Origin of the sequence: Acetobacter sp. (assembly GCF_022483985.1) — a bacterium.
GTDB lineage: Bacteria > Pseudomonadota > Alphaproteobacteria > Acetobacterales > Acetobacteraceae > Acetobacter.
Genome location: NZ_JAKVME010000001.1, coordinates 333141 through 354377 on the forward strand (window position 1 = coordinate 333141; position 21237 = coordinate 354377).

Below are 21237 nucleotides of genomic sequence, written 5' to 3' on the forward strand. Positions count from 1 at the left end.
TATTGTGGTTTTGTGATTGCGTTTATATTTCTGAAGTGTTGCGATTTCGTCACTTGAGGGTAGCTGTATCGGCAGCCGGAATGTCCTCTGCCGATACAGTGCCCGGCTTACTGGGCTTTCAGTCGCTGCGCCGCTTCAATGGCGAAATAGGTCAGGATGCCGTTCGCGCCGGCCCGCTTGAAGGCCAGCAGACTTTCCATCACGGCCCGCTCATGATCCAGCCAGCCATTCTGGATGGCCGCCATCAGCATCGCATATTCTCCCGAGACCTGATAGGCGAAGGTCGGCACGGAGAAAGTGTCTTTCACGCGCTGGATGATGTCGAGATAGGGCATGCCCGGCTTGACCATGACCATGTCGGCGCCTTCGAGAATATCCAGTTCCACCTCGCGCAGGGCTTCGTCCGAGTTCGCCGGGTCCATCTGGTAGGTTTTCTTGTCGCCCTTCAGAAGCCCTCCGGAACCAAGCGCGTCACGGAACGGGCCGTAGAAGGCGCTGGCGTATTTGGCGGCGTAGGACATGATCCGTGTGTCGATCAGGCCGTTTTCGTCCAGATCGCGGCGGATGGCTTCGATGCGACCATCCATCATGTCGGAAGGCGCGATGACGTCGATGCCCGCTGCGGCCTGATTGGTCGCCTGAACCTTCAGAATATCGACGGATTCATCGTTCACGACATAACCATCGCGGATGATGCCGTCGTGTCCGTGGTTGGTGTAGGGGTCGAGGGCGACATCGCCGATCAGTCCCATGTCCGGAAATTCTTTTTTCAGCAGACGGGCAGCGCGACACATCAGATTGTCGGGGTTGAGCGCCTCGGTTCCGGCTTCGTCACGGATTTCGGAAGGTGTGATCGGAAACAGGGCCAGTGCGGGAATATCCAGTCTGGCCGCCGTCTCAACATGCGCCGCGAGCCTGTCGAGCGTGACACGCTGCACGCCGGGCATGGAGGCGACGTCGGTAACGGAATTTGTTCCTTCCATCACGAAGATCGGCCAGATCAGGTCGTCAATGGAAAGGCTGTTCTCGGCAACCAGTCTGCGGGTGAAACGGTCCTGCCTGTTGCGGCGCAGGCGTGTCAGCGGAAAACGACCGACAGTCATGACAACTCCTCTTGTCCCGTTGGATACCGCAATCAGGGCGATAGGCACGGCATGAACACACAAAATCCCCATCAACCCGCACAGAGAGGCTGTCGGGTTCGACGGAAGCGTGGTCGAAGCGGGCCGGAGCGACACGGGGCCGCCCGGCAGAAGCTTCTTGCAGCGACCGGATTATGCGCCCTGCTGACGGGTTTGCAAAATCTCCTCTGGAGAGAGTTGGCCTGATGGAACTGATTGTAGATGGAGATCCTGTCCGTATGGTGAATGACTCTGAATGGTAATGTTCTGGTTTAAAAATGAGATGGATGAGATGATTTGCGAGGGATTTATTATGTCTTGCGAGGAAGGGTCATTTCCTCCGGAAAATGATCAGACCGACACTGCTATCGGATATTTCTATATGACAGGTACAGATTAACCTATAGCTGGTGTATTTTTTACTCTTCGTGGAAAATAATTGAAGAAAATGACGATTGATCTTGCGGAACCGCGACAGTCGCGTCATATCTCGATCATTGCGAAACCGATAGAAATGAGTCTCATGACGTTCCCGCATTCGCGTAATACGAAGAGCAGTCGCGCTGCTTTGCTCCGTTCCCTGCTGGGCGGGGTCGCTCTTCTTGCAGCAACAGCCTCGGCGCGGGCAGACGAACCTATTCCCCAGACGGAACAAAGCGATATTGCAACGCTTGCTCCCTGGTCGCCCCATACGCTTCTGGTGGTGGACGCGGTGTATCAGCACAACAAGGACGGCCGTGCCTACATCGTCGATGCTGATAAAGGGCGTCTGCTGGGAATGGTGCAGGCTGCGTACAACGCCAATGTCGTTCTGTCGCCTGACGCAAGCCATTTCTTTGTTGGTGAAACAACATGGGAACGCGGTAATCGCGGTGAGCGCAATGATCTGCTGGCTGAATATGAAAGCAGCACACTGAAGATCGTCGCCGACGAGAAGCTTCCGTCCCGTGCGCTGGTCACGCCAAAGCGCAATAACCTCGCCATCAGCGCCGACGGCTCGCATGTCTATGTTTATCAGATGAGCCCCGGCAGCGCGGTCGAGGTAGTGGATACGGCATCCCACAAGGTCACGCAGACGGTCGATGTGCCGGGTTGTGCGTTGATCTACCCTTGGGGCAACAGCGGTTTCTCCTCGCTCTGCGCTGACGGCACGCTGGCCAATGTCAGCATCGGCGCTGATGGCAAGCCGTCCATGACGCACAGCGCGGCGTTCTTCGAGCCTGACCACGACGGCATCTTTGAGCAGAGCCCTTCCTCGGCCAAGGACGGTAAAGCGTGGTTCATCAGCTATACCGGCAAGGTTTACGAAACCAGGCTTGGTTCTGATTCTGTCGTAAGCAAGCCCTGGTCTTTGCAGGAAGGCGCCGGAATGAAGGCGGCTCCGGATTCGTCAAAGCCTTTCGAGGTGACATGGCGTCCGGGTGGCTGGCAGATGTCGGCGCTGCATAAAGGTAGCCACGAACTGTATGTGCTGATGCACAAGGGACCGTTCTGGAGCCACAAGGAAGCCGGTTCGGAAGTCTGGGTTTTCGATACCGAGACGCACAAGCGCGTGCGGCGTCTGCCCCTGCCGACACCCAGCCCGATGGTTGGCGTGACGCAGGACGAGCATCCGCTGATGTTCACAACTGACGAAGATACCGCCGATTTTTACATTCTTGATGCGAAAACCGGCAAGCAGCTCCGCAAGATGAAGGCGCTCGGCGGTTCGCTGATCTTCACGGTTGCGCCCGGTGAAGGATGAATGCCGCCTCTCTCATGATGGGTGGAGTTTCAGCCCTCTGCGCCGGAGGTGTGGGGATCATGTTTCTTGTCGCTGGCGTGTCCAAGCTACGGGAGCATGATCTCTTCCTTGGGACGCTGTCGTCCTACCGCCTCCTGCCCGCATGGTCCCTTGAACCGGCGGCGTGGATGCTGGGTGCGGCAGAGGTGCTTGTCGGCCTGATGCTGCTGTTCGGGATGGGGCAGGATGTCGGCGGCGTTCTCGCCGCTGGTCTACTGGTGGTCTTTGCTGTGGCGATGGGTATCAACGTCATGCGGGGACGTACCGACCTTTCCTGTGGCTGCACGCCGGGGCAGAAAGGCGAGACGCTTTCATGGTCGCTGGTTTTGCGGACTCTGCTTTGCGTTGCGCCTGCTCTGCTGCCTGCGGTTGTCGGAATGGCTTCCTCGGTCAGCATCCGGTTTGAGGGTGTTGCCTGCGGTGTGACGCTGTGGGTGCTCTGGCAGGCGCTGCGTGCGCTGCCTGAGGGATTTCCCGGCGGTGAGGCAGGAGAACGGGCATGATGGTTGCTCTTCTCATCTGGCAGGGTTTTCTGACGATTCTGGTGCTGGTTCTTGCCGTGACACTGCTGGCGCTCGCGCGGCAGATTGGCGTGCTGCATGAACGGATAGCGCCGATTGGCGATCAGGAGGCGCGTCCGGGTCTGGATGTCGGACAGACTGTCCCGAGGCTGGTCCTGCATACGCTGGAAGACAGGCCGATCATGATCGGTGACGCCCTGCAACCGGGCTATTACCAGATGCTTCTCTTCGTGGCCCCGGAGTGTCCGGTCTGCAAGCGCGTCATTCCCATTGCGCGTGAGGTGGCTGCGACCAGAGGTTTCGAGTTTTTGTTCGTCGGGGACGGGCCTGTTCCCGAACTTCAGGATATGGTGGCCAGCCGCCCCGAGATGCGGGGCGTTCCGCTTCTGACGGGAGTGGAGCTTGGGCTGGTCCTTCAGATCAACCGTCTGCCTGCTTTGGTGCTGCTTGATGAGCGCGGCGTCATCCGGGTCAAGGATATTGTGAATACACGTCGTCAGATCGAAGACCTGCTGGACACTGTTCCGGTGGCTCCGAAGGTCGGGCGGGTGGAGACAGGAGTGATTTCTCATGCTGCCGTCTGAAAAGAAACAGGGTTCGATGCTGGATCGTCTGACAGAGAGCGTTCTCCGGCGGATCGCCGGTCATACGTCACGCCGCGATGTGCTGACCAGGGTTGGCGGCGCGGTCGCGGCGGCTCCAGCCTTCATGCTGCTGCCGGTCAGCCGTGCTGATGCAGCGACGACAAAGGCGAACAAGTCCAAGCCTCAGTCATCTTTTGCTGCAAAAGCACAGGCCAAGGATGATCTGTCGTGCGATTACTGGCGTTACTGCGCCATCGACGGCAATCTCTGCACCTCCTGTGGTGGCGGCACCCATACATGCCCGCCGGGAACTGCGCCGTCCCCGACTTCATGGATCGGGAGCTGCTACAACCCGCAGGATGGCAATTCCTATATGATTGCCTATCGTGACTGCTGTGGGCAGGATTCCTGTAACGAGGTGACATGCCTCAATACGGATGGTGACCAGCCGTCCTATCGCCCGATGGCCAATAACGACATCATCTGGTGTTTCGGAACGGGAACATCGGAGATGTACAACTGCTCGACCGCAGCCGTGGTCGGCAGGGCATCGTAAGACACCGGAAGCAGATTGTAGTGATGATGAAGAAAATTCTCTTTTCCCTGAGTGCAGCCGCCTTTCTCGCCGGAGGCGTCGCTGTCTCCGGTCAGGCGCAAGCCGCAGCGGACGGGCAGCAGCTTTACACAGGCAATTGCAGCCTTTGCCATCAGGCCAGCGCCGCGGGCGTTGTCGGCCAGTTTCCGCCGCTCAAGGGACGGATCGCAGCCATTGCCTCCACGCCGGAAGGCAAGGCGTATGTGATGCACGTGCTGCTCAACGGTCTGACAGGGATGATCAAGGCGGGCGGCAATCCCTATATGGGCTATATGCCGTCCTTCGGTGCCCAGAGTGACGAGAATATCGCGGCCATCCTGACCTATGTCGCGTCTCTCGGCGACGCAAAGCCCGCACCGACCTTCACCGCTGATGAGGTGAAGAAAGAGCGCGCATCGTCACTGACGCCCATGGCTGTTCTTGAAGAGCGAAACAAGCTGAATGCCGCGCATCCGGTTCCCTGAGAAAACGGGGCAGTACGGTTCAGTCTCAGGAACGATCTTCATGTTGCGGGTCGTTCCGCTCCTGATGCTGGTCTCGACGGGTGGTTTCCTTCTGTCGGGTGCTTCCCGCGCGGCGGATTCAGTGGAGCACGCCACGGTGCTTGACCATACCAGCGTGACCTATCTGTCTCATTGCGGTGGCTGTCACGGTATTGAGGGCGTCTCCGGCAGCAGCTTCGTGCCCACCCTGCGCAACGCTGTCGGCGGATTTGCCTGCACGGAGGAAGGGCGGGCCTATCTGATTCGTGTGCCGGGTGTGTCGATGTCGCTCATCCGTGACGATCAGACTCTCGCGGATGTCATGAATTTCGTCATGTTCCGACTGGCGGGAACCAGCCTGCCAGCGGGATTCCGTCCTTACACGGCGGCTGAAATCCATCAATGGCGGAGGGAGCCTCTGTCCGTTCCGGATTTCATGGCGCAGCGTGGCCAGACCCTCGGGCGCTCTCTGGCGGCATGCGCACAGAAGACTGCAAAAAAACTGTAAAAACAAAATGGTCGCCCATCTCTGTAATCTTCTGGATACCGGGAAGTCGCTGACCAGCCAGTATGATGTCAGACAAGGAGTGTTCCGCGCATGGTTTTTCGTCCCCGTCTCTCCATAGGCGCTTGTTTCGCGCTTCAGCTTGTTTCTCTGCCAGCTTTCGCTCAGGAGAGGCTGACACCGGAAGAGTCGGGACGCCCTCTGGTCAGCGAGGAAACAGAGGCGGAAAAAGCCGACGCAGCCAAGGTTGACGTGAATCTCAGGCCGCCCGGAAGCCATAGCTGGTTTGATGATCTTGAAGGTCACATCGTGGTCGAGGCTGGTGTCAACGGCAACCCCTGGACCCATACGGGGCGCAACTGGGCGCAGTCTTACGTCGATCGCGCCAACACGGCGACGCTCAATCAGATTACGGGCACATTGTCTCATCCGGTTTCGGAAATTGGCGCGGGTTATGGGCTCGGTTTCACGTTTGAAGTCCTGTATGGCTCCGACGCCCGTTTCAATCCGACGATCGGTATGGCGGATGGCGCGATAACGGGCCTGTATCAGTTTGCGCCGACACAGGCGCATATTGACGCGCATCTTCCCTGGTTCACCAAGGATGGTGTCGATCTTCAGATCGGACAGATGTACGGTATGCAGGGTGTGGAGGGGACGGACGCACTGGAACGGCCTTTCTACAGCTACAATTATTCATCGGATTTCATTGTGCCGTTTGAAGTGGTCGGTGTGACGGCAACTGTCCATCTGGCCGAGCATTTCGACTGGATTCTCGGCGTCAACGCCGGAAATTCGACAAGCTTTGGCGGTGCGAAAAACAACAGCCGTCCGAAAGGCTATTTCGGTTTCCAGTCAAACGGTCTGCTTGACGGAAAGCTGGATATCTCCGCTCTCGCTTATGTCGGGCCACAGCAGAGCGTGTATGCCATCGGGCGCGACGCCAATCATGAGATGGAATATATCGGCGACATCATCGCGTCCTACAAGATCAACGACAGGACGACATTCACGCTTAATGGCACCTACTTCCACGATGACTATCTTCGAGATGATGTTTACGGAGTCACGGCCTATTTTTCCCACGATTTCTATCCGTGGCTGACTTTTAACGCCCGTGGCGAAGTCTTTCGCGACAATAATGGCGGCGTTGTCGGCAATAACACGTCTTCCATGTCTTACATCAACCAGTTACGCGGACGCGCTTATCCTTATGATTACGCCGCAGGAACCACCTATAGTGAACTGACCGTCGGCGTGGCTTATCGTCCGCAGTTTCTGCATCTGCCGAAAGGCAGCCTGACCATCCGTCCGGAGCTGCGTCTGGACAAATCCCTGAGTGGAACAAGGCCTTTCAACCGCGTGTCGTCAACGGATGATCCAACCATCAATTATGCGAATAACGGCACCAACAACATGTTCTGGTTCAGTTGTGACGCGATCTGGGCGTTCTGAGGCATGTTGACTGGAACGGGGGCGATGACAGCGCTGGTTTGCGGCAATGTGCTGCTGACTGTCGTTCTGCTGGCGACCTTTTTTGTGACATGGCGGCTGACCCGTCAGGTCAGGCGGCTTTTCCGCGAAGTCGCACCGGCGGGCGCGCTGACAGGATCGAAAGGCCCGCAGCCGGGCGATACCTGTCCGTCGGGGCCATTCCGTTTGCTGAATGGAGCCGCGTTCAGTCCGGCAGACGGTCGGGAGGCGACGCTACTGCTGTTTGTCTCCGCGACCTGTCCCGTATCGCGAAAGATCATTCCGATTGCACAGGATTTCTGCCGGAAGGAGCGTGTCGATCTGATTTTCGCGGGGGATGACGCCTCTGAGGTTCAGCAGCGTTTTGCTCAGCAGTCGGGTGTAAAGGCAGATCATTTTGTCAATGATTCCGTTATCGGACGCGTGCTTGAGGTTGATAAACTTCCTGCTGCTTTCCTACTTTCTTCGGAGGGAGTCATTCTGTCACGTGGTCTGGTGAACAGCCGGGAACATCTGGAAAGTCTGCTCAACGCCTGGGAAAGCGGTTTTACAACGGTGCAGGATTACATCACGCACCGCAAGCAACAGAAAATTCAGACCGTCTGACGGGTTTCTCTCCGCCAGTAATTCCTGCCACAATCGGAATTCTTATTTTCGGAAAAGGGACGTCTGGAAGAACGGGCGTGTCATATCAGAGGCTCTTCCGCCTGTAATTCCTGCCGGAGAGATTGACGGGGCGCTGCCCTGCACCCCGCCACAGGCGCGCCTTTGGAAACCGTTTGCTTTCAATCAATCGGGATCAAGGGGCCTGTGGTCTCTTGCGGGCGTGGGCAGAGCCCGCATAAAGATCATGCCATAGGGCCGACCGTATCAGTCTGCTTTTTTCGTAAAGTCGCTGAAGGCGTGTTCCGAGGGCTTTCCTTCCGTAAAATGCGTCATGACAAAAGCTGCGATGTCATTCAGGTCTTTCTGGCTGTAATTGCCGCCAGAGAAACCGGGCATGGTCTGCTTCCCGTCTTCCGTCATCAGGAGCGAGCCATTCATGATGACATGGAGCAGGTTGCGGCCGTTGTCCGCGCTGAGGCTGCGGGCTCCGGCGATATCGGCGAAAACCGACTGGCGGCCGCTGCCGTCGGGAAGATGGCAGCCGCTACAGGCTGATGCGAACAGACGCGCTCCGTTTGTCTGCTGGGGAAGGGTGCTATCGCCGGGAAGAGGCTGACGTGCAGCCGCTGCGCCATCAGCCGATGTCAGAGGTTTTACATCACGCAGATAGACGATCATGGCGTGAATATCAGCCGGTTTCAGATGGCGCAGGCTGTAGCTGATCACTTCGGCCATATCGCCTGACGCCGTGCCATGACCATCGGCATGGCCGGTAGACAGATAGTCAGCAAGAGCCTGATCGGTCCATGCGCCGAGACCGCTGTTTTTGTCGGAGGTTATGTTGTAGGCGCGTTGGCCATTGACGACATTGCCAGAAAAAGCCTGCTCTTTTGAAAGACCGAACGTCATTGTGCGCGGTGAATGGCAGTCAGCGCAGTGTCCGGGACCTTCGACCAGATAGCGTCCCCTGTTCCATTCGGGAGATTTCCTCGGATCATCAGGATAGGCCGAGGCCGGACCATTGAGCATGTTCCAGCCGATCATCAGGGCCCGGATGGAGAACGGGAATTTTACCTGATTGGCTGGAACGGTGTTGGGGGAGGCGGGGATTGTAGCAAGCCAGGTGCGGAGATCCCTGACCTCGTCCGCGCTCATCCGGGAATAGGCCGGATAAGGCATGGCGGGATAGAGATGCTTCCAGCCCGGAGAGACCCCGTCACGCACCGATTTTACGAATTCATCATCTGTCCATCGGCCAATTCCATGAACCGGGTCCGGCGTGATGTTCGGGGAATAGATAACCCCGATCCCCGGCACATTGAAAGCGCGGCCACCAGCGAACGGCGCGCCTCCGGGTGCGGTATGGCAGGCTTCACAGTCGGCTGCGCGTGCAAGATATTCGCCCCGTTCAAGTGAGGAAGCTGTGGCCGCATGCGCAGTCGAGAACAGGCTGGTTGCCGCCAGCAGAGTAAGCGCGAAACAGGAATGTGAGACAGGGTTGCGGCTCATTGTGCTGTCTCCTTTGCCTGATTCCTGCTGGAAAGCAGGGGGAGTGTCCGATAACGGCGTCCCTGCGCCGCAGCCATCGCATTGGCCAGCGCCGGAGCCGCCGCCGCTGTTCCAACCTCGCCGATGCCACCGGGATCTTCCGTGCTGGCGATCAGATGGACGTCAATGCGACGGGGCGCTTCGTTCATGCGCATTACACGCCATGTATTGAAGTTGTTTTCCTGCACGCGACCATTTTCCAGAGTAATCTCATTGTAGAGGGCCGCGCTGAAACCAAAGATCAGGCCGCCTTCAATCTGGGAAATCACCTGATCCGGATTGACGACCTGTCCGCAATCCACCACCGCCGTAACGCGATGAATGATGACAGTCCCGGATGTCGGCATCTCGATTTCCGCAATGGTGGCCATGTAGGAGCCGAAGGCAAACTGGAGCACGACGCCACGCGCCCGACCGTTGGGCGCAGGGTCACTCCAGCCTGCCTCCCTGACGACCCTGTCCAGAACAGCAATGGCGCGGGCATTGTCTTTCGCCAGTTCCCTGCGATAGGCGACCGGATCAGCGCCAGCTTTTACCGCAAGTTCGTCAATGAAATTTTCCACGACAAACAGGCCGCGCGTGCCGCCGACCCCCCGCCACCACGCGGTGATGACGCCCGGCGCCTCCCGTCTTGCGAATTCCAGCCTGTAGGCGCCGTAGCTGTAGGGTGTGACCAGAGTGGCGACGGAAAGATCCTCGTCATATCCATCTTTTGTCAGTTCCGGCGGATCCCAGCGGGCGACAACGGCCGGGCCGACAATGCGATGTTTCATCGCCGTGACGTGACCCTTTTCATCCAGACCTGCCGTGACCTCGTCAACATAGGCGGGCCGGTAGCGGTCGCGTGTGATGTCCTCCTCACGACTCCAGACAATTTTCAGCGGATAGCTGGTCTGTTTCGCAAACTGCACACATTGCGTGATGTATTCATGCTCCAGCCGTCGTCCAAACCCGCCGCCAATATACTGACTGTGAATGAAGACCTTTTCCTTGGGCAGACCAGTGACGTCTGCCGCCGTTTCCTGCGCCCGATCAGCGACCTGCGTGCCAACCCAGACATCACAGCCGTCGGGACGGACATGGGCCGTGCAATTGATCGGCTCCATGGTGGCATGAGCCAGCATGGGCTGCTGGTAAACAGCGCTGTATGTGGAATGGGATTTTGCAATGACAGCATCGGCGTCTCCTTTCGGGTCCGGGATGATCGCCGGTCCCTTCAGGCCGTCATGCAACTGATCATAGATTGTCTGCGTGCTGACGCGGGCATTGTCGTTCTCACTCCACACAGGACGCAGGGCCTGTAACCCCTTGTGGGCCACCCAGTAATGTTCGCCGACAACACAGATGGCATCCTTGGCGTCATTGACCAGAACCGCCACAACACCACGCACGGCCATGGCGGCGTCACGATCCAGATGGAGCAGCGTGCTGCCTATGACCGGGCTTGCGGCTACTGTTCCGACCTTCTGGTTGGGGATCTGCATATCAATCCCGAAAGCGGCGGTGCCCCGCACTTTGATGGCGCTGTCGATACGGTGCTGGGGCTTGCCGATCAGTCTGTAATCGGCTGCGGCCTTGAGCGCAGGGGCTTTGGGAAGAGGAAGCTTTGCGGCATCCGTCGCCAGTTCGCCAAACGTGAATGTCCGGCCGGACGCCGTGTGTGTGACAACCCCCGATGCAGCGCTACAGCTTGCTGTCTCTACTTTCCACCGGTCGGCGGCAGCCTGAATCAGAACGGTTCTTGCGGCGGCTCCCGCTTCGCGCAGAGGCTTCCATTCGGTCATGATCGACGTGGAGCCACCTGTGATCTCGGCGCTGCCGGGAGGTGCGGCCTCGATCCCGATCTGCGCCAGATCGACCCCGAGTTCCTCGGCGATCAGCATGACGGATGATGTGTAGATACCTTGCCCCATTTCGATATTGGGCAGGATCAGCGTGATGCTGTTGTCCGGCGTAATGCGGATATAGGCGTTGGGCGCAAAAGGCGCTGTGGCGTTTTCGACCAGCATACCGGTGGACGCGCGCGGGGAGGTGGATGGCCAGAGTGTCGCCAGCAGCAATCCGCCACCACCAAAAAGCGCGGCGCGGCGGGTGGTGAGGAGAGGGCGGGTCATGCTGTTTCTCCCGCTGCCAGATGAATCGCCTTGCGGATGCGCATGTAGGTGCCGCACCGGCACATGTTGCCGGACATGGCGCTGTCGATCTGTTCATCTGTCGGATTGGGAACGGCTTTCAGCAACCCGATTGCCGCCATCACCTGTCCGGGCTGGCAGTAACCGCACTGCACGACATCAAGGTCAGTCCAGGCTTTTGTGACCGCATGCACGATAGGATCAGCATTATCCACGCCTTCGATAGTCGTGACGGACTGCTCGCCAATCGTGCCCACAGGAAGGCTACAGGCGCGAACAGGATGGCCGTCGAGATGCACTGTGCAGACGCCGCACTGGGCGATGCCGCAGCCGAATTTCGTGCCGTTCAGTCCCAATATGTCGCGCAGCACCCACAGCAGAGGCGTATCGGGATCGACATTGATCGAATGTGTCTGCCCATTCACGCGCAATGTCTGCATGTGAGTCCTCTTGAGTGTTGTGGCTGCATCGTTTCATTATAACAGCTCAGGATTATTCTGGCTGCATAATTAAAAAAATATTTGTCTGTATATATTGAAATATAGATGGGTGTATTTTGAATCTGTACTGTTTCTCTCCGGATATATTCACGGAAAAGAGACTGTTGGCGATGAGATGAGTGTTTCTGTTCCAGATAGAAAATAGTCGGAAAGAGAAGGGTGGTCTGATTTTGCCTGTCCTGTTCTCCCCGGCAGTTCTGTGTAAATCTGCCGCCTGATTTTGATCTTTCGGGAAGATTTCGTGCAGTCCACCTCAAATACGGAGGCTTCAGCGACAAGCCGTCCTGTGACACGGACCCTTGTTTTTACGGGCCTGATCCTCACCATGATCATGGCGGCGCTGGACCAGAGCATCGTCTCGACAGCACTGCCGACCATCGTGAGCGATCTGGGTGGGCTGGCGCATATCTCGTGGATCGTCACGGCGTTCATGCTGACTTCCACCATCGCCACCCCCATGTATGGCAGGCTGTCGGACATGTTCGGACGCAGGCCGCTCCTTGCTTTCAGCATCGGCGCTTTCCTGTTTGCCTCGCTCCTGTGCGGCGTGGCCCAGAGCATGTGGCAACTGGTGTTGTTCCGTGGGCTTCAGGGAATTGGCGCTGGCGGTCTGATGACGCTGTCACAGACGGTCGTCGGCGATATCGTGCCGCCACAGCAACGGGGACGGTATCAGGGGCTGTTCACGGGAGCCTTTGCCGTCAGCAGTGTCACAGGACCGTTTCTGGGCGGCGTGCTGACAAGCACACTCTCATGGCGATGGGTGTTTCTCGTCAATCTGCCTGTCGGCCTGCTCGCCTTCACGCTGATCATGCTGGGGCTGCCTGCCGGTCGCGCAGGTGGAAAACCCCGGATTGATTATCTCGGAGCGGTTCTGCTGAGCGTCGCCACGACGGGTTTTCTGCTGCTGTTCAATTCCATCGGCACAACGTTCGCATGGACCTCGCCTCTGGCGGGCCTGCTTTTCGGTTGCAGCGCCGTTTTTCTGGTGCTGTTCGTTCGACAGGAAATGCGCGCGCCAGAACCTCTGGTCAGTCTCGACCTATTACGAATTCTGGATTTCTCCGTGTGCGTCGCGGCTACCGGCATCATGTCGTTCGCCATGATGGGTTCAATGATTTTCCTGCCGCTGTATTACCAGCTCGTCCTTGGTGAGACGCCCGAAGTCTCCGGTCTGATGATGTTGCCACAGGTCGGCACCATGATGATCAGTTCGGTTTTGGGAGGCTATGTCTCGTCAAAGACCCAGCGCTATGAACTGTTGCTGGTCATTGGCGTGGGGATTGAATTTGCCGGCCTCAGCCTGATTGCTCTGTGCGCTCATCATGGTGCGTCGCCCCTGTTCTTTCTGCTGAGTCTGGGCGCTTTGGGGATCGGCATGGGTATCGGCATGCCGAATGCGACGGTCCTCATCCAGAACTCCGTGCCCGGCAGCAGGCTCGGTATTGCGACGGCCATGATGTCCTTTATCCGCTCGCTAGGTGGTTCGCTCGGCGTGGCGCTTTCAGGCGGCGTCACGGCGCTGACCTTGCAGAAAAACCTGAGTGATTTGCCAGAAAAAATCGATATCGCGGCTTTTCTGGAAAAAGGAATGGCGGCGATCAAGTCTGTTTCGCCGGACGTGCATACGGAAGTGACGGAGGCCTACAAGGGAGCGATCAGCGCTAGTCTCAGTGTCAGCAGCAGCTTTATGTTTCTGGCGTTTCTGATGATTTTGGGGTTGGTGATCCGGCAGGGGAGGAAGAGGTAATGTTGTTGATATGGTTTCTGTCATAAAGCTTGATGTGCTCTGGTAATAGATCGCTCTATTCTTTTACTTACTCGCGTATATCAATCGAGCCAGACATGTAGTCGACTGAGAATTTTATAGGATATGAAGGCAGTGTCATTTGAACGCCGCGATTTATTAGCCGAGAAGTGTATGGACTTGCAGCCAGAACTTCGGTCATTCCTCAGACCGAACTCTGGCAATCCGATGACAGGTTCTTGGGAGTTTCTCGCCTACAGCTTTGAGCGCGGATTTGAGGAAATGTGGGATCGTGCTCAACTCGACAGGTCTAGGAGTGTTCTCGATAGGCCTCTTCTGATGCTCTGGCGGCAAAGTGTAGAACTCCATATCAAATCAGCCATTGCATATATGGTCGGCGACGTAAAAGGTGGGTTCGGCCACGACCTGAACAAACTGTTTATCCAATTGCTCCGGGAACGTGCGATCCTTGGATACTGCGACGATAACGATCTCACTCGATGCGTGCAGATTATGATAGCCGAGGTGCAATCTTTCGATCCTTTCGCAGATCGCTTCCGCTATCCAAATAAGAGAAATGGTCAGCCATTCGAGGATATTGAAATTGATCTGGATCATCTTTTTCAAGCGCACTGGATGATTACGACTTGGTGCCAGGGTGCTGAAATAGAAGTTGAACAGAGTCGCGGTATTTTCTGATGGATATTTCCTCTTCCATCAGCATTCATATTTCAAAATGAAGTCAGTTGGGTCGAGGTCTCATTAAATGAGTGAGTGACTTGGTTTAGGAAGCAGTTTTGATCTTCTGGGTGTCTTTGATGAGGGCGATAACAGCCATATTTATAGACGGTATGATTACTTCACTTTAAAAAAAGCCCCGCTATTAACGGGGCTTTCCATCAAATCTGCACAATACTCGAAAAATCGAAACTCTCCCCCTTGGGGCTTTCCCCCAATCGAATCTGGGTCGGACTGACCAGCACATGCGGCGGGACCGGCAGGTTGTAAGGAGCCGGAACCCCTTTACGCACCCGTCCGGCCAGATCGAACTTCGAGCCATGACACGGGCAGTTATAGCGGCCCTTGCTGTCGCCTCCCGTGGTGGCTTCGTACACCGGCACGCAACCCAGATGCGTGCAGACGCCGACATACACGCCATATTCCGGCACGAGCGAGCGGTGCCAGTTCTTGGCGTATGAGGGCTGCTGGACCACGGAGGAGTCCGGGTCGCGGAGGTCAGCCACCAGCGCGGCGTCCTGAAGCTGCTTAAGGTCTTCCGGTGTGCGACGCAGGATGAACACCGGCTTGCCCTGCCACACGGCAGTCATCTGCTGACCGGGCGCGAGTTTGGAAATGTCCACGTCTACAGGCAGATGCGCGGAGGCGCTGTCCTGAGGCGCAAGGCTCTGCACGAAGGGAACAGCGCAGGCGCAGGCGCCAGCCGCCACACCCGCTGTCGTCACCATGCCGAGGAAGCCCCGGCGGCCGGGTTCCGTGCTTTCCGTGGTGTCAGAATGATCGGTCATTGATTGCACGTCCCGTTTACTGCGACTTCACGCGTTTCCATGTCTTCTTCTTCCATGCGATCGCCAGAACAAGAAGCCCGATAAGATAAAGCACTACCCATAGCCCCGTCCGGTGACGGGCGTTGCGATGCGGATCGGCGGCCCAGACCAGAAAACTGGTCACGTCGCGCGCCTGCTGCTCGACCGTCGCGGGCGTGCCGTCCGGATACTGGATCATGCCGTTCATCAGCGGAGGCGGCATGCCAATCAGATGCCCATCCACCCAGTCATTGTAGAATTTACCCGGCACGACAGGGGCATCCGCTGGTGGTGGCATCCTGTAGCCGGTCAGAAAGGCGTAAAGCCAGTCCGCACCGTGCGGCTGGATCACGGCCAGACGCGACTGATCCGGCGGCGCGACGCCTCCCATCATGGCTGCTGCAGCTTCGTCACTCGGGAAAGGCGAGCGGAAATGATCGTCAGGACGACCGGGGCGGGACGTCGGCTGACCGGACACATCGGGTGGCCCGGCAATCATCTTGGAATGGGCCAGATCAAGGATGGCCTGCTCGCTCATCCCGATGCCGCTAAGGTCATTGTAGGTCAGCGCCTTCATGCCGTGGCATGTGGAGCAGATCCGGTCATAGACCATGAAGCCGCGTTGCAGGGCTTTCTGGTCAAACTGCCCGAATGGTCCCTCGAAATTCCATTTCTGATGCGGAGGAACCAGCGGCTCTGGAACTGCCGCGAGTGTGGTCAGGGGAGCGGAAAGAAAAGCAGCCGCCGCGAGCGCAAGGAAACGTGTGTTTTTCATCATGCGTCTCCCTCTGCGGCGGCAATGGATGAGGGCAGGGGACGCGTCTTTTCCATGCGGGCGGCCAGCGGCAGCAGTACGAGGAAGTAGCCGAAGTAATAGAGACCAGCCAGACGGGCGACGATCATCCACACGCCTTCCGCATGATGCTTGCCCGCGACGGCCAGCAGCACGAACGCCACGACAAGGCCGAGCAGACCCACGCGGCACAGCGGCCGGAACCGCGCCGAACGGATGGGGGAGCGGTCCAGCCAGGGCAGGAAGAACAGCACGGCAATCGACCCGGCAGCGGCGAGCAGGCCGCCGAACTTGGACGGAACCGACTGAAGAAGTCCGTAGAACGGCAGGAAATACCATTCCGGCTCAATGTCGGCGGGTGTGTGCATCGGGTCGGCGGGCGCATAGTTCGCCGGTTCAGCCAGAAGGTTGGGCCAGAAGAACATCAGCGCCGTGAAGATCAGGGAGAAGATGATCAGACCGACCAGATCCTTGGTGGTGTAGTATGGATGAAAGGTCAACGTGTCTTTCTTGGTCTTCGGTTCGATGCCAAGCGGGTTGTTGGAACCGCTGATATGCACGACCGTCACATGCAGCCCGACAACGGCGACAACCAGAAACGCCATCAGAAAGTGCAGCACAAAGAAACGATGCAGGAACACGTCGCCCAGATGGTCGCTGCCGGTCATGATGTGCTCAAGCGCACCACCGATTACAGGGACCGCACCGACGGCTTTGGTGATGACATCAGCGCCCCAGTAGGACATCTGGCCCCACGGCAGCATGTAGCCCGCAAAGGCGGTCGCCATGACCATAACCAGCAGGATGAGGCCGGTCAGCCAGAGGATTTCGCGGGGGGCCTTGTAGGAGCCGTAATACAGACCACGGAAAAGGTGGATGTAGAGCGCCGCCAGAAACAGGTTTGCGCCTGTCATATGCATGGCCCGCAGGAGCCAGCCGCCTGACAGTTGCCGGTCGATCGCCTCGACCGACAGGAAAGCCCCCGCATCCGTCGCCGTATAGTTCATGGCGAGGAAGATGCCGGTCGCCAGCATCAGCACCAGCACGACGGTCAGGATGGCGCCGAAGTTCCACAGCCAGTTCAGGTTGCGGGGAAGGCGAAAATCAACATATTCGGCGCGAAACGCGGAGATGACTGGAAGACGCTGATCGATCCAGCCTGCGAGGCCGGTCGCTGGTGGCGTATTCGCAGAGGGATCGCCCGTATTTTCGGGTGTTTTCATGACGGAAATCCAGAATTCACGTTCAGGCCTGCTTGTGGTGACACATTACCTCAGGAATAGCATGCCATTACAGAAAAGACATATCCTTGGATTGGACGCGGAGACTTTCGGCACGCTCCTGAAACGGTCTTGTCATTGTCCGCTGGCTACATTTCCCCGGAACGCCTAAAGACACATGCACCAAACCGATTTCGCCGATGTGGTTCAGACGAATCTCTTGGCTCTATCCAGCCTTTACAAGGGATCCGGAGTTTCATGACCGAGACCTCACCTCTCCTTTCTCACGTCGATGAAACCGGCGAACAGCCGCGGATGGTGGAAGTGAGTGATAAGGCCGTCACCAAAAGGGAGGCTCATGCTCAGGCACGTCTGAGGTTCCCGGAAAGTGTGATTGCGACTTTACGTGAATCCGGCTTCATGACGAAAAAAGGCGCTGTCCTGACGGTCGCGCAGATTGCCGGAATCATGGGCGTCAAGGCGACCTCCACCCTGATTCCGATGTGTCACCCCCTGTCCATCAGTGGATGTAAGATCGATATCACCATTGAGGATCAGGACGCTGTCATTGATTGCCGCGTCGCCTGTGTGGGGCAGACAGGTGTGGAGATGGAGGCGCTGACAGGTGCGTCGATCACGGCTCTGACCATTTATGACATGTGCAAGGCGTTAAGCCACGACATGGTGATTCATAGTGTCGGTCTGCTGGGCAAGGTCGGTGGAAAGCGGGATTTTGGAACGCTGTTGCCCGGAGGGTGATCGGAGAACTCAGGCAGAACAAGGCATAATATCCGATGTGCAACAGCTTCATGACGCCATTGGCATTCCGAGAGCGGTGTCTAAATGACATCAGTATTTCTCCAAAAATGGAGAGTAAATCGTATCGTCTTCACATAATTGAATAATTTAGAAGTCATTAATCTACGCATGAGTATTCTTTTTTCTGGAAAACTAGGAAATGGAAAAAAGACCATGTCTGATAGAATTTCTGCGCTCACTGCATTTAATATTCTCCAGTTTGGGTTAAGTCAGGGTTTAGGCGTCAAGACCAATAGCTTGGTGTCATCTTCATCAGGTGTTGCGGAAAGTCAGACAATCAGTGCGGTGGGTAACGACACGTCTTTGCAGGAAACTGACGAGGAGAATCTGCTTTCTCACACGAATTCGATCAGTCTTCTGGGGAAGCTGTTCAGTTCTGCCGCTGAGACCATCAATAGCAGCACCGCAACAGACGCGGCCAAGATAGACGCTTTTGCGGATGTGGCATGGTATTCCACCTTGGCGCGTTACGGCAGCCAACCAGACGTGGTGGCAAAAGCGCCGCAGGTCGAAGCTCTGGAAAAAGCCTTTTATGCGGCAACGGGCAATTCATCGTTCATTCAGAGCGCTGTGCAGATGGCCGATGCCACATCCCTGCCTGAAAACGCTACTGCCACTGAAAAGCAGTTGTATAGTGTAATTCAGGGAATTCGAAATCCCGATAATTTCGAAATTGTGGATTACACACTTTCGGAAACAAGTGGCTCCGCAGTTGCAGCGAGTAATACCGGTACAGCGGCATCGAAAGAAGTATCCTTTACTTATGGCATGACGCGAACAGAGGTTGAGAACGCACAGGTCATCCCAGATTATGTGGATACCGCTGCCGCAGATCGTACGAGAATTGTCATCACCTCTGCGACAGAAACGAAAACAGGGCAGGTAACAGAGTCTGCCGAGCAGACTGACAATTCAAAGGACACGACACAGTCTGCCCGCAACATTGCCAACGTTACAGAGAAAGCCCTGTCGGAAGCCAATGTGAACGACCATCTTTCGGTCGAGGAGCAAATTGTAGATGTGCTGTTCGGAAATGCTGAAAAAGAGAAGAAAAGCGGCATTACATCAGATGCCGACAATACTTCCGGCGTCTCTTTGAAAGCATGAGGTCGATAAGGATTTGAAGCATTGCACTGAGCATATGCTTATTTGCTATTCGGGATGTAAGGAATAATCTCGAAACAAAATTATTAAGAATTTTGTTTAAATGGTGCCCAAGACCGGGATCGAACCAGTGACACTGCGATTTTCAGTCGCATGCTCTACCAACTGAGCTACTTGGGCACCAGGCCAGCGGCGTTCCCTGCTGGTGTGGGGAGCGTTTAACCCGCCTTGCCATGAAGATCAAGCGGGGAGGTCATCTTCTGTGTCAGAAATTTTTCCATCCTCGGGGGCGGGTTCTGCCGGAACGCGATAATCCTCGGACAACCACCGACCGAGATCAATGTCGGCGCACCGACGGGAGCAGAATGGACGAAACTCCGGTGTCGAAGGCTTCTTGCAGATCGGGCAGGGAACGGGCTCAGCCACGGACAGTGCTCCATGAAAGAGTGGGAAGATTGGGAGTGCTGCGAATGGTCAGAGGATGACCGCACCACGTCGTAACGTCCTGAACAGCCAGAGTATCGGTGGCGAGAGCTTCCACAAGTCCCACACCCGCTTCCAGAATCGGTCGTGAAAGCGGCTGGTCCGCGCAGGAAGCCACAATGTCCCGGAGGGCGGACATGGCCCGGCCATGCGGGCTGGACGTCAGCTCATGCAGTGGCGGCCGAATTCTGGTCCGGACAATCTCGATCAATCCAAGCGCCGTAATGCCGAGGCAGCGTGCCTTCAGAGGGTCGGCTTTCAGCGCCTCTTCCATGGGGTCACGAAGCGCCTGCCTCTTGCGGGTCGAGAGACCGGCCGGGTCAATCAGGATCGCGCCGGAAAGATTACGCAGGCAGATCTGCCGCACCAGAGCAGGGAAGGTGTCCCGGTTCAGGGCAAACTGGGTGGTCTGTTTCAGTCCTGCCATCCCGGAGGCGGAAGCCGTATCCATGTCGATGGCGACAAGCGCGGGTGTGGGTGTAATGCTGGCGCGCATTCCACCCGGCAGAGGAATCTCCGATGCCAGTAGGTCGTCAACGGCATCATGGATGTCATCGGTCCATGCCTGCTGCACAAGCCGGACACGATCCCGGAGAGACGACGGCACACGGGCGGCGAAAGTCGGATGATCGACCAGAATGTCACCAGCCCATCGCTGCGCCATATCTTCCAGCGGGGAGGGGCCCTGCTGTATCAAACCGATCTCTGTAGCAGGAGCAGACAGCTCCACCCGCTTCAGGCGTGGACCTTTGCCACCCATGCCGCAGCGGATAAGCTGTACGGAGACGGCATCGCCCTCGTGCAGGGCGGGATCATTGTCCCGCACGGGCATGAAGCCGGCTTCGCCGAGACCGATATGAACGAAGACTCCTCCCAGCGCGGGAGCAAGGGCTGTGACACGTCCAAGGAAGACAGAGCTGAGATGGTCTGAATGACCTGGTGTCCAGATTCCGTAATCCTGAAGTGTGCCGTTCTCGAAAACGGCGATCCGGGCCTCACCCGGCGAGCAGGCGAGGCGTAGCGTGCCTTTCACGGCAGCCACTGGCCTTTCTGGCCTCGGAGAAGCTGGGCGGTTTCAAAAAGCGGTAGGCCGATGACGGCGGACGGACTTCCTGAGACGAAGCGGATACAGGAGGCTGCCTGCCCCTGAAGCGCATAGCCCCCGGCCTTGCCTTCCCAGTCGCCACCATCAAGCAGACCCTGAATCTGTGCTTCAGTCAGGCGGGAGAATACCACTCCCGTTTCCACCACACGCAGACCGGCCCGCCCGTCTGTCCATGCAGCGCTGGGCTGAATGGCGACGGCTGTCAGAACGATGTGGCGACGGCCGGAGAGAAGACGCAGGCAGGATTCGGCGGTCTTGCGGTCTTCAGCTTTCGGGAGAATGCGACGGCCAAGCGCAACAACCGTGTCGGCAGCCAGAATCAGCGCCGGGTCAGCCGTGCGGGTGGCGACAGTCGCGGCCTTTTCCTGCGCCAGACGCTGGGCATAGACGCGCGGCAGTTCATCTTTTTGGGGCGTTTCATCAATGTCGGGAACATCGATGCGATCCGGCTTCAGGCCGATCTGCTCCAGAAGAGTCAGACGGCGGGGAGAGGCCGAGGCAAGGATCAGGTGGGGCCGCTGTGAAGCGGCGTCACCCCGTCCGCCAACCGGGTTTTCAGACAATCCCGGCAC

At 57.3% G+C, this 21237-nt stretch carries 22 protein-coding genes and 1 tRNA gene; 12 read left to right on the forward strand and 11 right to left on the reverse strand.

Annotation, left to right across the window (positions count from 1 at the left end; all coding sequences use genetic code 11):
• Positions 1-107 precede the first annotated feature (107 nt).
• Positions 108-1103, reverse strand: a complete 996-nt coding sequence (gene hemB / locus LKE90_RS01480; protein WP_291491263.1) for a porphobilinogen synthase — start codon at positions 1101-1103, stop codon at positions 108-110.
• Between the two features lie 532 nt (positions 1104-1635).
• Between hemB and LKE90_RS01485 the strand changes: the two genes are divergently transcribed.
• The 8 genes from LKE90_RS01485 to LKE90_RS01520 all read left to right on the forward strand — a co-directional run bounded on the left by LKE90_RS01485 (position 1636) and on the right by LKE90_RS01520 (position 7670).
• Positions 1636-2865 carry an amine dehydrogenase large subunit gene (locus tag LKE90_RS01485; RefSeq protein WP_366509516.1) on the forward strand — a complete coding sequence of 410 codons (1230 nt, stop codon included), beginning with the start codon at positions 1636-1638 and terminating at the stop codon, positions 2863-2865.
• Positions 2862-3407: a MauE/DoxX family redox-associated membrane protein gene (locus LKE90_RS01490; RefSeq protein WP_291491068.1), complete on the forward strand. Its 546-nt coding sequence runs from the start codon at positions 2862-2864 to the stop codon at positions 3405-3407. The genes LKE90_RS01485 and LKE90_RS01490 overlap by 4 nt, the downstream gene beginning before the upstream one ends.
• Positions 3404-4009 carry an alkyl hydroperoxide reductase gene (locus LKE90_RS01495; RefSeq protein ID WP_291491069.1) on the forward strand — a complete coding sequence of 202 codons (606 nt, stop codon included), beginning with the start codon at positions 3404-3406 and terminating at the stop codon, positions 4007-4009. Before LKE90_RS01490 ends, LKE90_RS01495 begins: the two co-directional genes overlap by 4 nt.
• Positions 3996-4565, forward strand: a complete 570-nt coding sequence (mauA, locus tag LKE90_RS01500; protein ID WP_291491070.1) for a methylamine dehydrogenase (amicyanin) small subunit — start codon at positions 3996-3998, stop codon at positions 4563-4565. Before LKE90_RS01495 ends, mauA begins: the two co-directional genes overlap by 14 nt.
• A gap of 26 nt (positions 4566-4591) precedes the next feature.
• On the forward strand, positions 4592-5068 hold the full coding sequence (locus LKE90_RS01505; protein WP_291491264.1) for a c-type cytochrome: 477 nt from the start codon (positions 4592-4594) through the stop codon (positions 5066-5068).
• Between the two features lie 40 nt (positions 5069-5108).
• Positions 5109-5594: a c-type cytochrome gene (locus tag LKE90_RS01510; RefSeq protein WP_291491071.1), complete on the forward strand. Its 486-nt coding sequence runs from the start codon at positions 5109-5111 to the stop codon at positions 5592-5594.
• 90 nt (positions 5595-5684) lie between these two features.
• Complete coding sequence (locus LKE90_RS01515; protein WP_291491072.1) at positions 5685-7046, forward strand: outer membrane beta-barrel protein; 1362 nt, start codon at positions 5685-5687, stop codon at positions 7044-7046.
• A gap of 24 nt (positions 7047-7070) precedes the next feature.
• Positions 7071-7670 (forward strand): methylamine utilization protein MauD, encoded by a 600-nt coding sequence (locus LKE90_RS01520; RefSeq protein WP_291491073.1) that lies wholly within the window; start codon positions 7071-7073, stop codon positions 7668-7670.
• A gap of 264 nt (positions 7671-7934) precedes the next feature.
• Here LKE90_RS01520 and LKE90_RS01525 read toward each other — a convergent pair whose 3' ends face one another.
• From LKE90_RS01525 to LKE90_RS01535, 3 genes are read right to left on the reverse strand one after another with little or no spacing between them, the layout of a single operon-like run.
• Positions 7935-9179 carry a cytochrome c gene (locus tag LKE90_RS01525; RefSeq protein WP_291491074.1) on the reverse strand — a complete coding sequence of 415 codons (1245 nt, stop codon included), beginning with the start codon at positions 9177-9179 and terminating at the stop codon, positions 7935-7937.
• On the reverse strand, positions 9176-11332 hold the full coding sequence (locus LKE90_RS01530; protein ID WP_291491075.1) for a xanthine dehydrogenase family protein molybdopterin-binding subunit: 2157 nt from the start codon (positions 11330-11332) through the stop codon (positions 9176-9178). The genes LKE90_RS01525 and LKE90_RS01530 overlap by 4 nt, the downstream gene beginning before the upstream one ends.
• Positions 11329-11790, reverse strand: coding sequence for a (2Fe-2S)-binding protein (locus tag LKE90_RS01535; protein ID WP_291491076.1), 462 nt, complete (start codon positions 11788-11790; stop codon positions 11329-11331). The genes LKE90_RS01530 and LKE90_RS01535 overlap by 4 nt, the downstream gene beginning before the upstream one ends.
• A 301-nt stretch (positions 11791-12091) precedes the next feature.
• Between LKE90_RS01535 and LKE90_RS01540 the strand changes: the two genes are divergently transcribed.
• Complete coding sequence (locus tag LKE90_RS01540; RefSeq protein WP_291491077.1) at positions 12092-13600, forward strand: MDR family MFS transporter; 1509 nt, start codon at positions 12092-12094, stop codon at positions 13598-13600.
• Positions 13601-13723: 123 nt separating this feature from the next.
• Entirely contained in the window at positions 13724-14296 is a 573-nt protein-coding gene (locus tag LKE90_RS01545) for a hypothetical protein (RefSeq protein ID WP_291491079.1), read from the forward strand.
• A gap of 200 nt (positions 14297-14496) precedes the next feature.
• On the opposite strand, the gene petA is transcribed toward LKE90_RS01545, so the two are convergent.
• The 3 genes from petA to LKE90_RS01560 are packed head-to-tail and all read right to left on the reverse strand — an operon-like array spanning position 14497 to position 17157.
• A complete protein-coding gene (gene petA / locus LKE90_RS01550) occupies positions 14497-15123 on the reverse strand; it encodes a ubiquinol-cytochrome c reductase iron-sulfur subunit (RefSeq protein ID WP_291491080.1) in 627 nt (208 codons plus the stop codon).
• Positions 15124-15139: 16 nt separating this feature from the next.
• A complete protein-coding gene (locus tag LKE90_RS01555) occupies positions 15140-15916 on the reverse strand; it encodes a cytochrome c1 (RefSeq protein ID WP_407066036.1) in 777 nt (258 codons plus the stop codon).
• Positions 15916-17157, reverse strand: a complete 1242-nt coding sequence (locus LKE90_RS01560; RefSeq protein ID WP_291491082.1) for a cytochrome b — start codon at positions 17155-17157, stop codon at positions 15916-15918. Before LKE90_RS01560 ends, LKE90_RS01555 begins: the two co-directional genes overlap by 1 nt.
• A 255-nt stretch (positions 17158-17412) precedes the next feature.
• Between LKE90_RS01560 and moaC the strand changes: the two genes are divergently transcribed.
• Positions 17413-17913 carry a cyclic pyranopterin monophosphate synthase MoaC gene (gene moaC, locus LKE90_RS01565; protein ID WP_291491083.1) on the forward strand — a complete coding sequence of 167 codons (501 nt, stop codon included), beginning with the start codon at positions 17413-17415 and terminating at the stop codon, positions 17911-17913.
• Between the two features lie 168 nt (positions 17914-18081).
• Positions 18082-19080, forward strand: a complete 999-nt coding sequence (locus LKE90_RS01570; RefSeq protein WP_291491084.1) for a hypothetical protein — start codon at positions 18082-18084, stop codon at positions 19078-19080.
• A gap of 101 nt (positions 19081-19181) precedes the next feature.
• Here LKE90_RS01570 and LKE90_RS01575 read toward each other — a convergent pair.
• The 4 genes from LKE90_RS01575 to LKE90_RS01590 form a co-directional block, all read right to left on the reverse strand.
• Positions 19182-19257, reverse strand: a tRNA-Phe gene (locus tag LKE90_RS01575).
• Positions 19258-19317: 60 nt separating this feature from the next.
• Positions 19318-19503 (reverse strand): DNA gyrase inhibitor YacG, encoded by a 186-nt coding sequence (locus tag LKE90_RS01580; RefSeq protein WP_291491085.1) that lies wholly within the window; start codon positions 19501-19503, stop codon positions 19318-19320.
• Positions 19496-20602, reverse strand: a complete 1107-nt coding sequence (locus tag LKE90_RS01585) for a ribonuclease E/G (protein WP_291491087.1) — start codon at positions 20600-20602, stop codon at positions 19496-19498. Before LKE90_RS01585 ends, LKE90_RS01580 begins: the two co-directional genes overlap by 8 nt.
• Positions 20590-21228 carry a Maf family protein gene (locus tag LKE90_RS01590; RefSeq protein WP_291491265.1) on the reverse strand — a complete coding sequence of 213 codons (639 nt, stop codon included), beginning with the start codon at positions 21226-21228 and terminating at the stop codon, positions 20590-20592. Before LKE90_RS01590 ends, LKE90_RS01585 begins: the two co-directional genes overlap by 13 nt.
• Positions 21229-21237 lie beyond the last annotated feature (9 nt).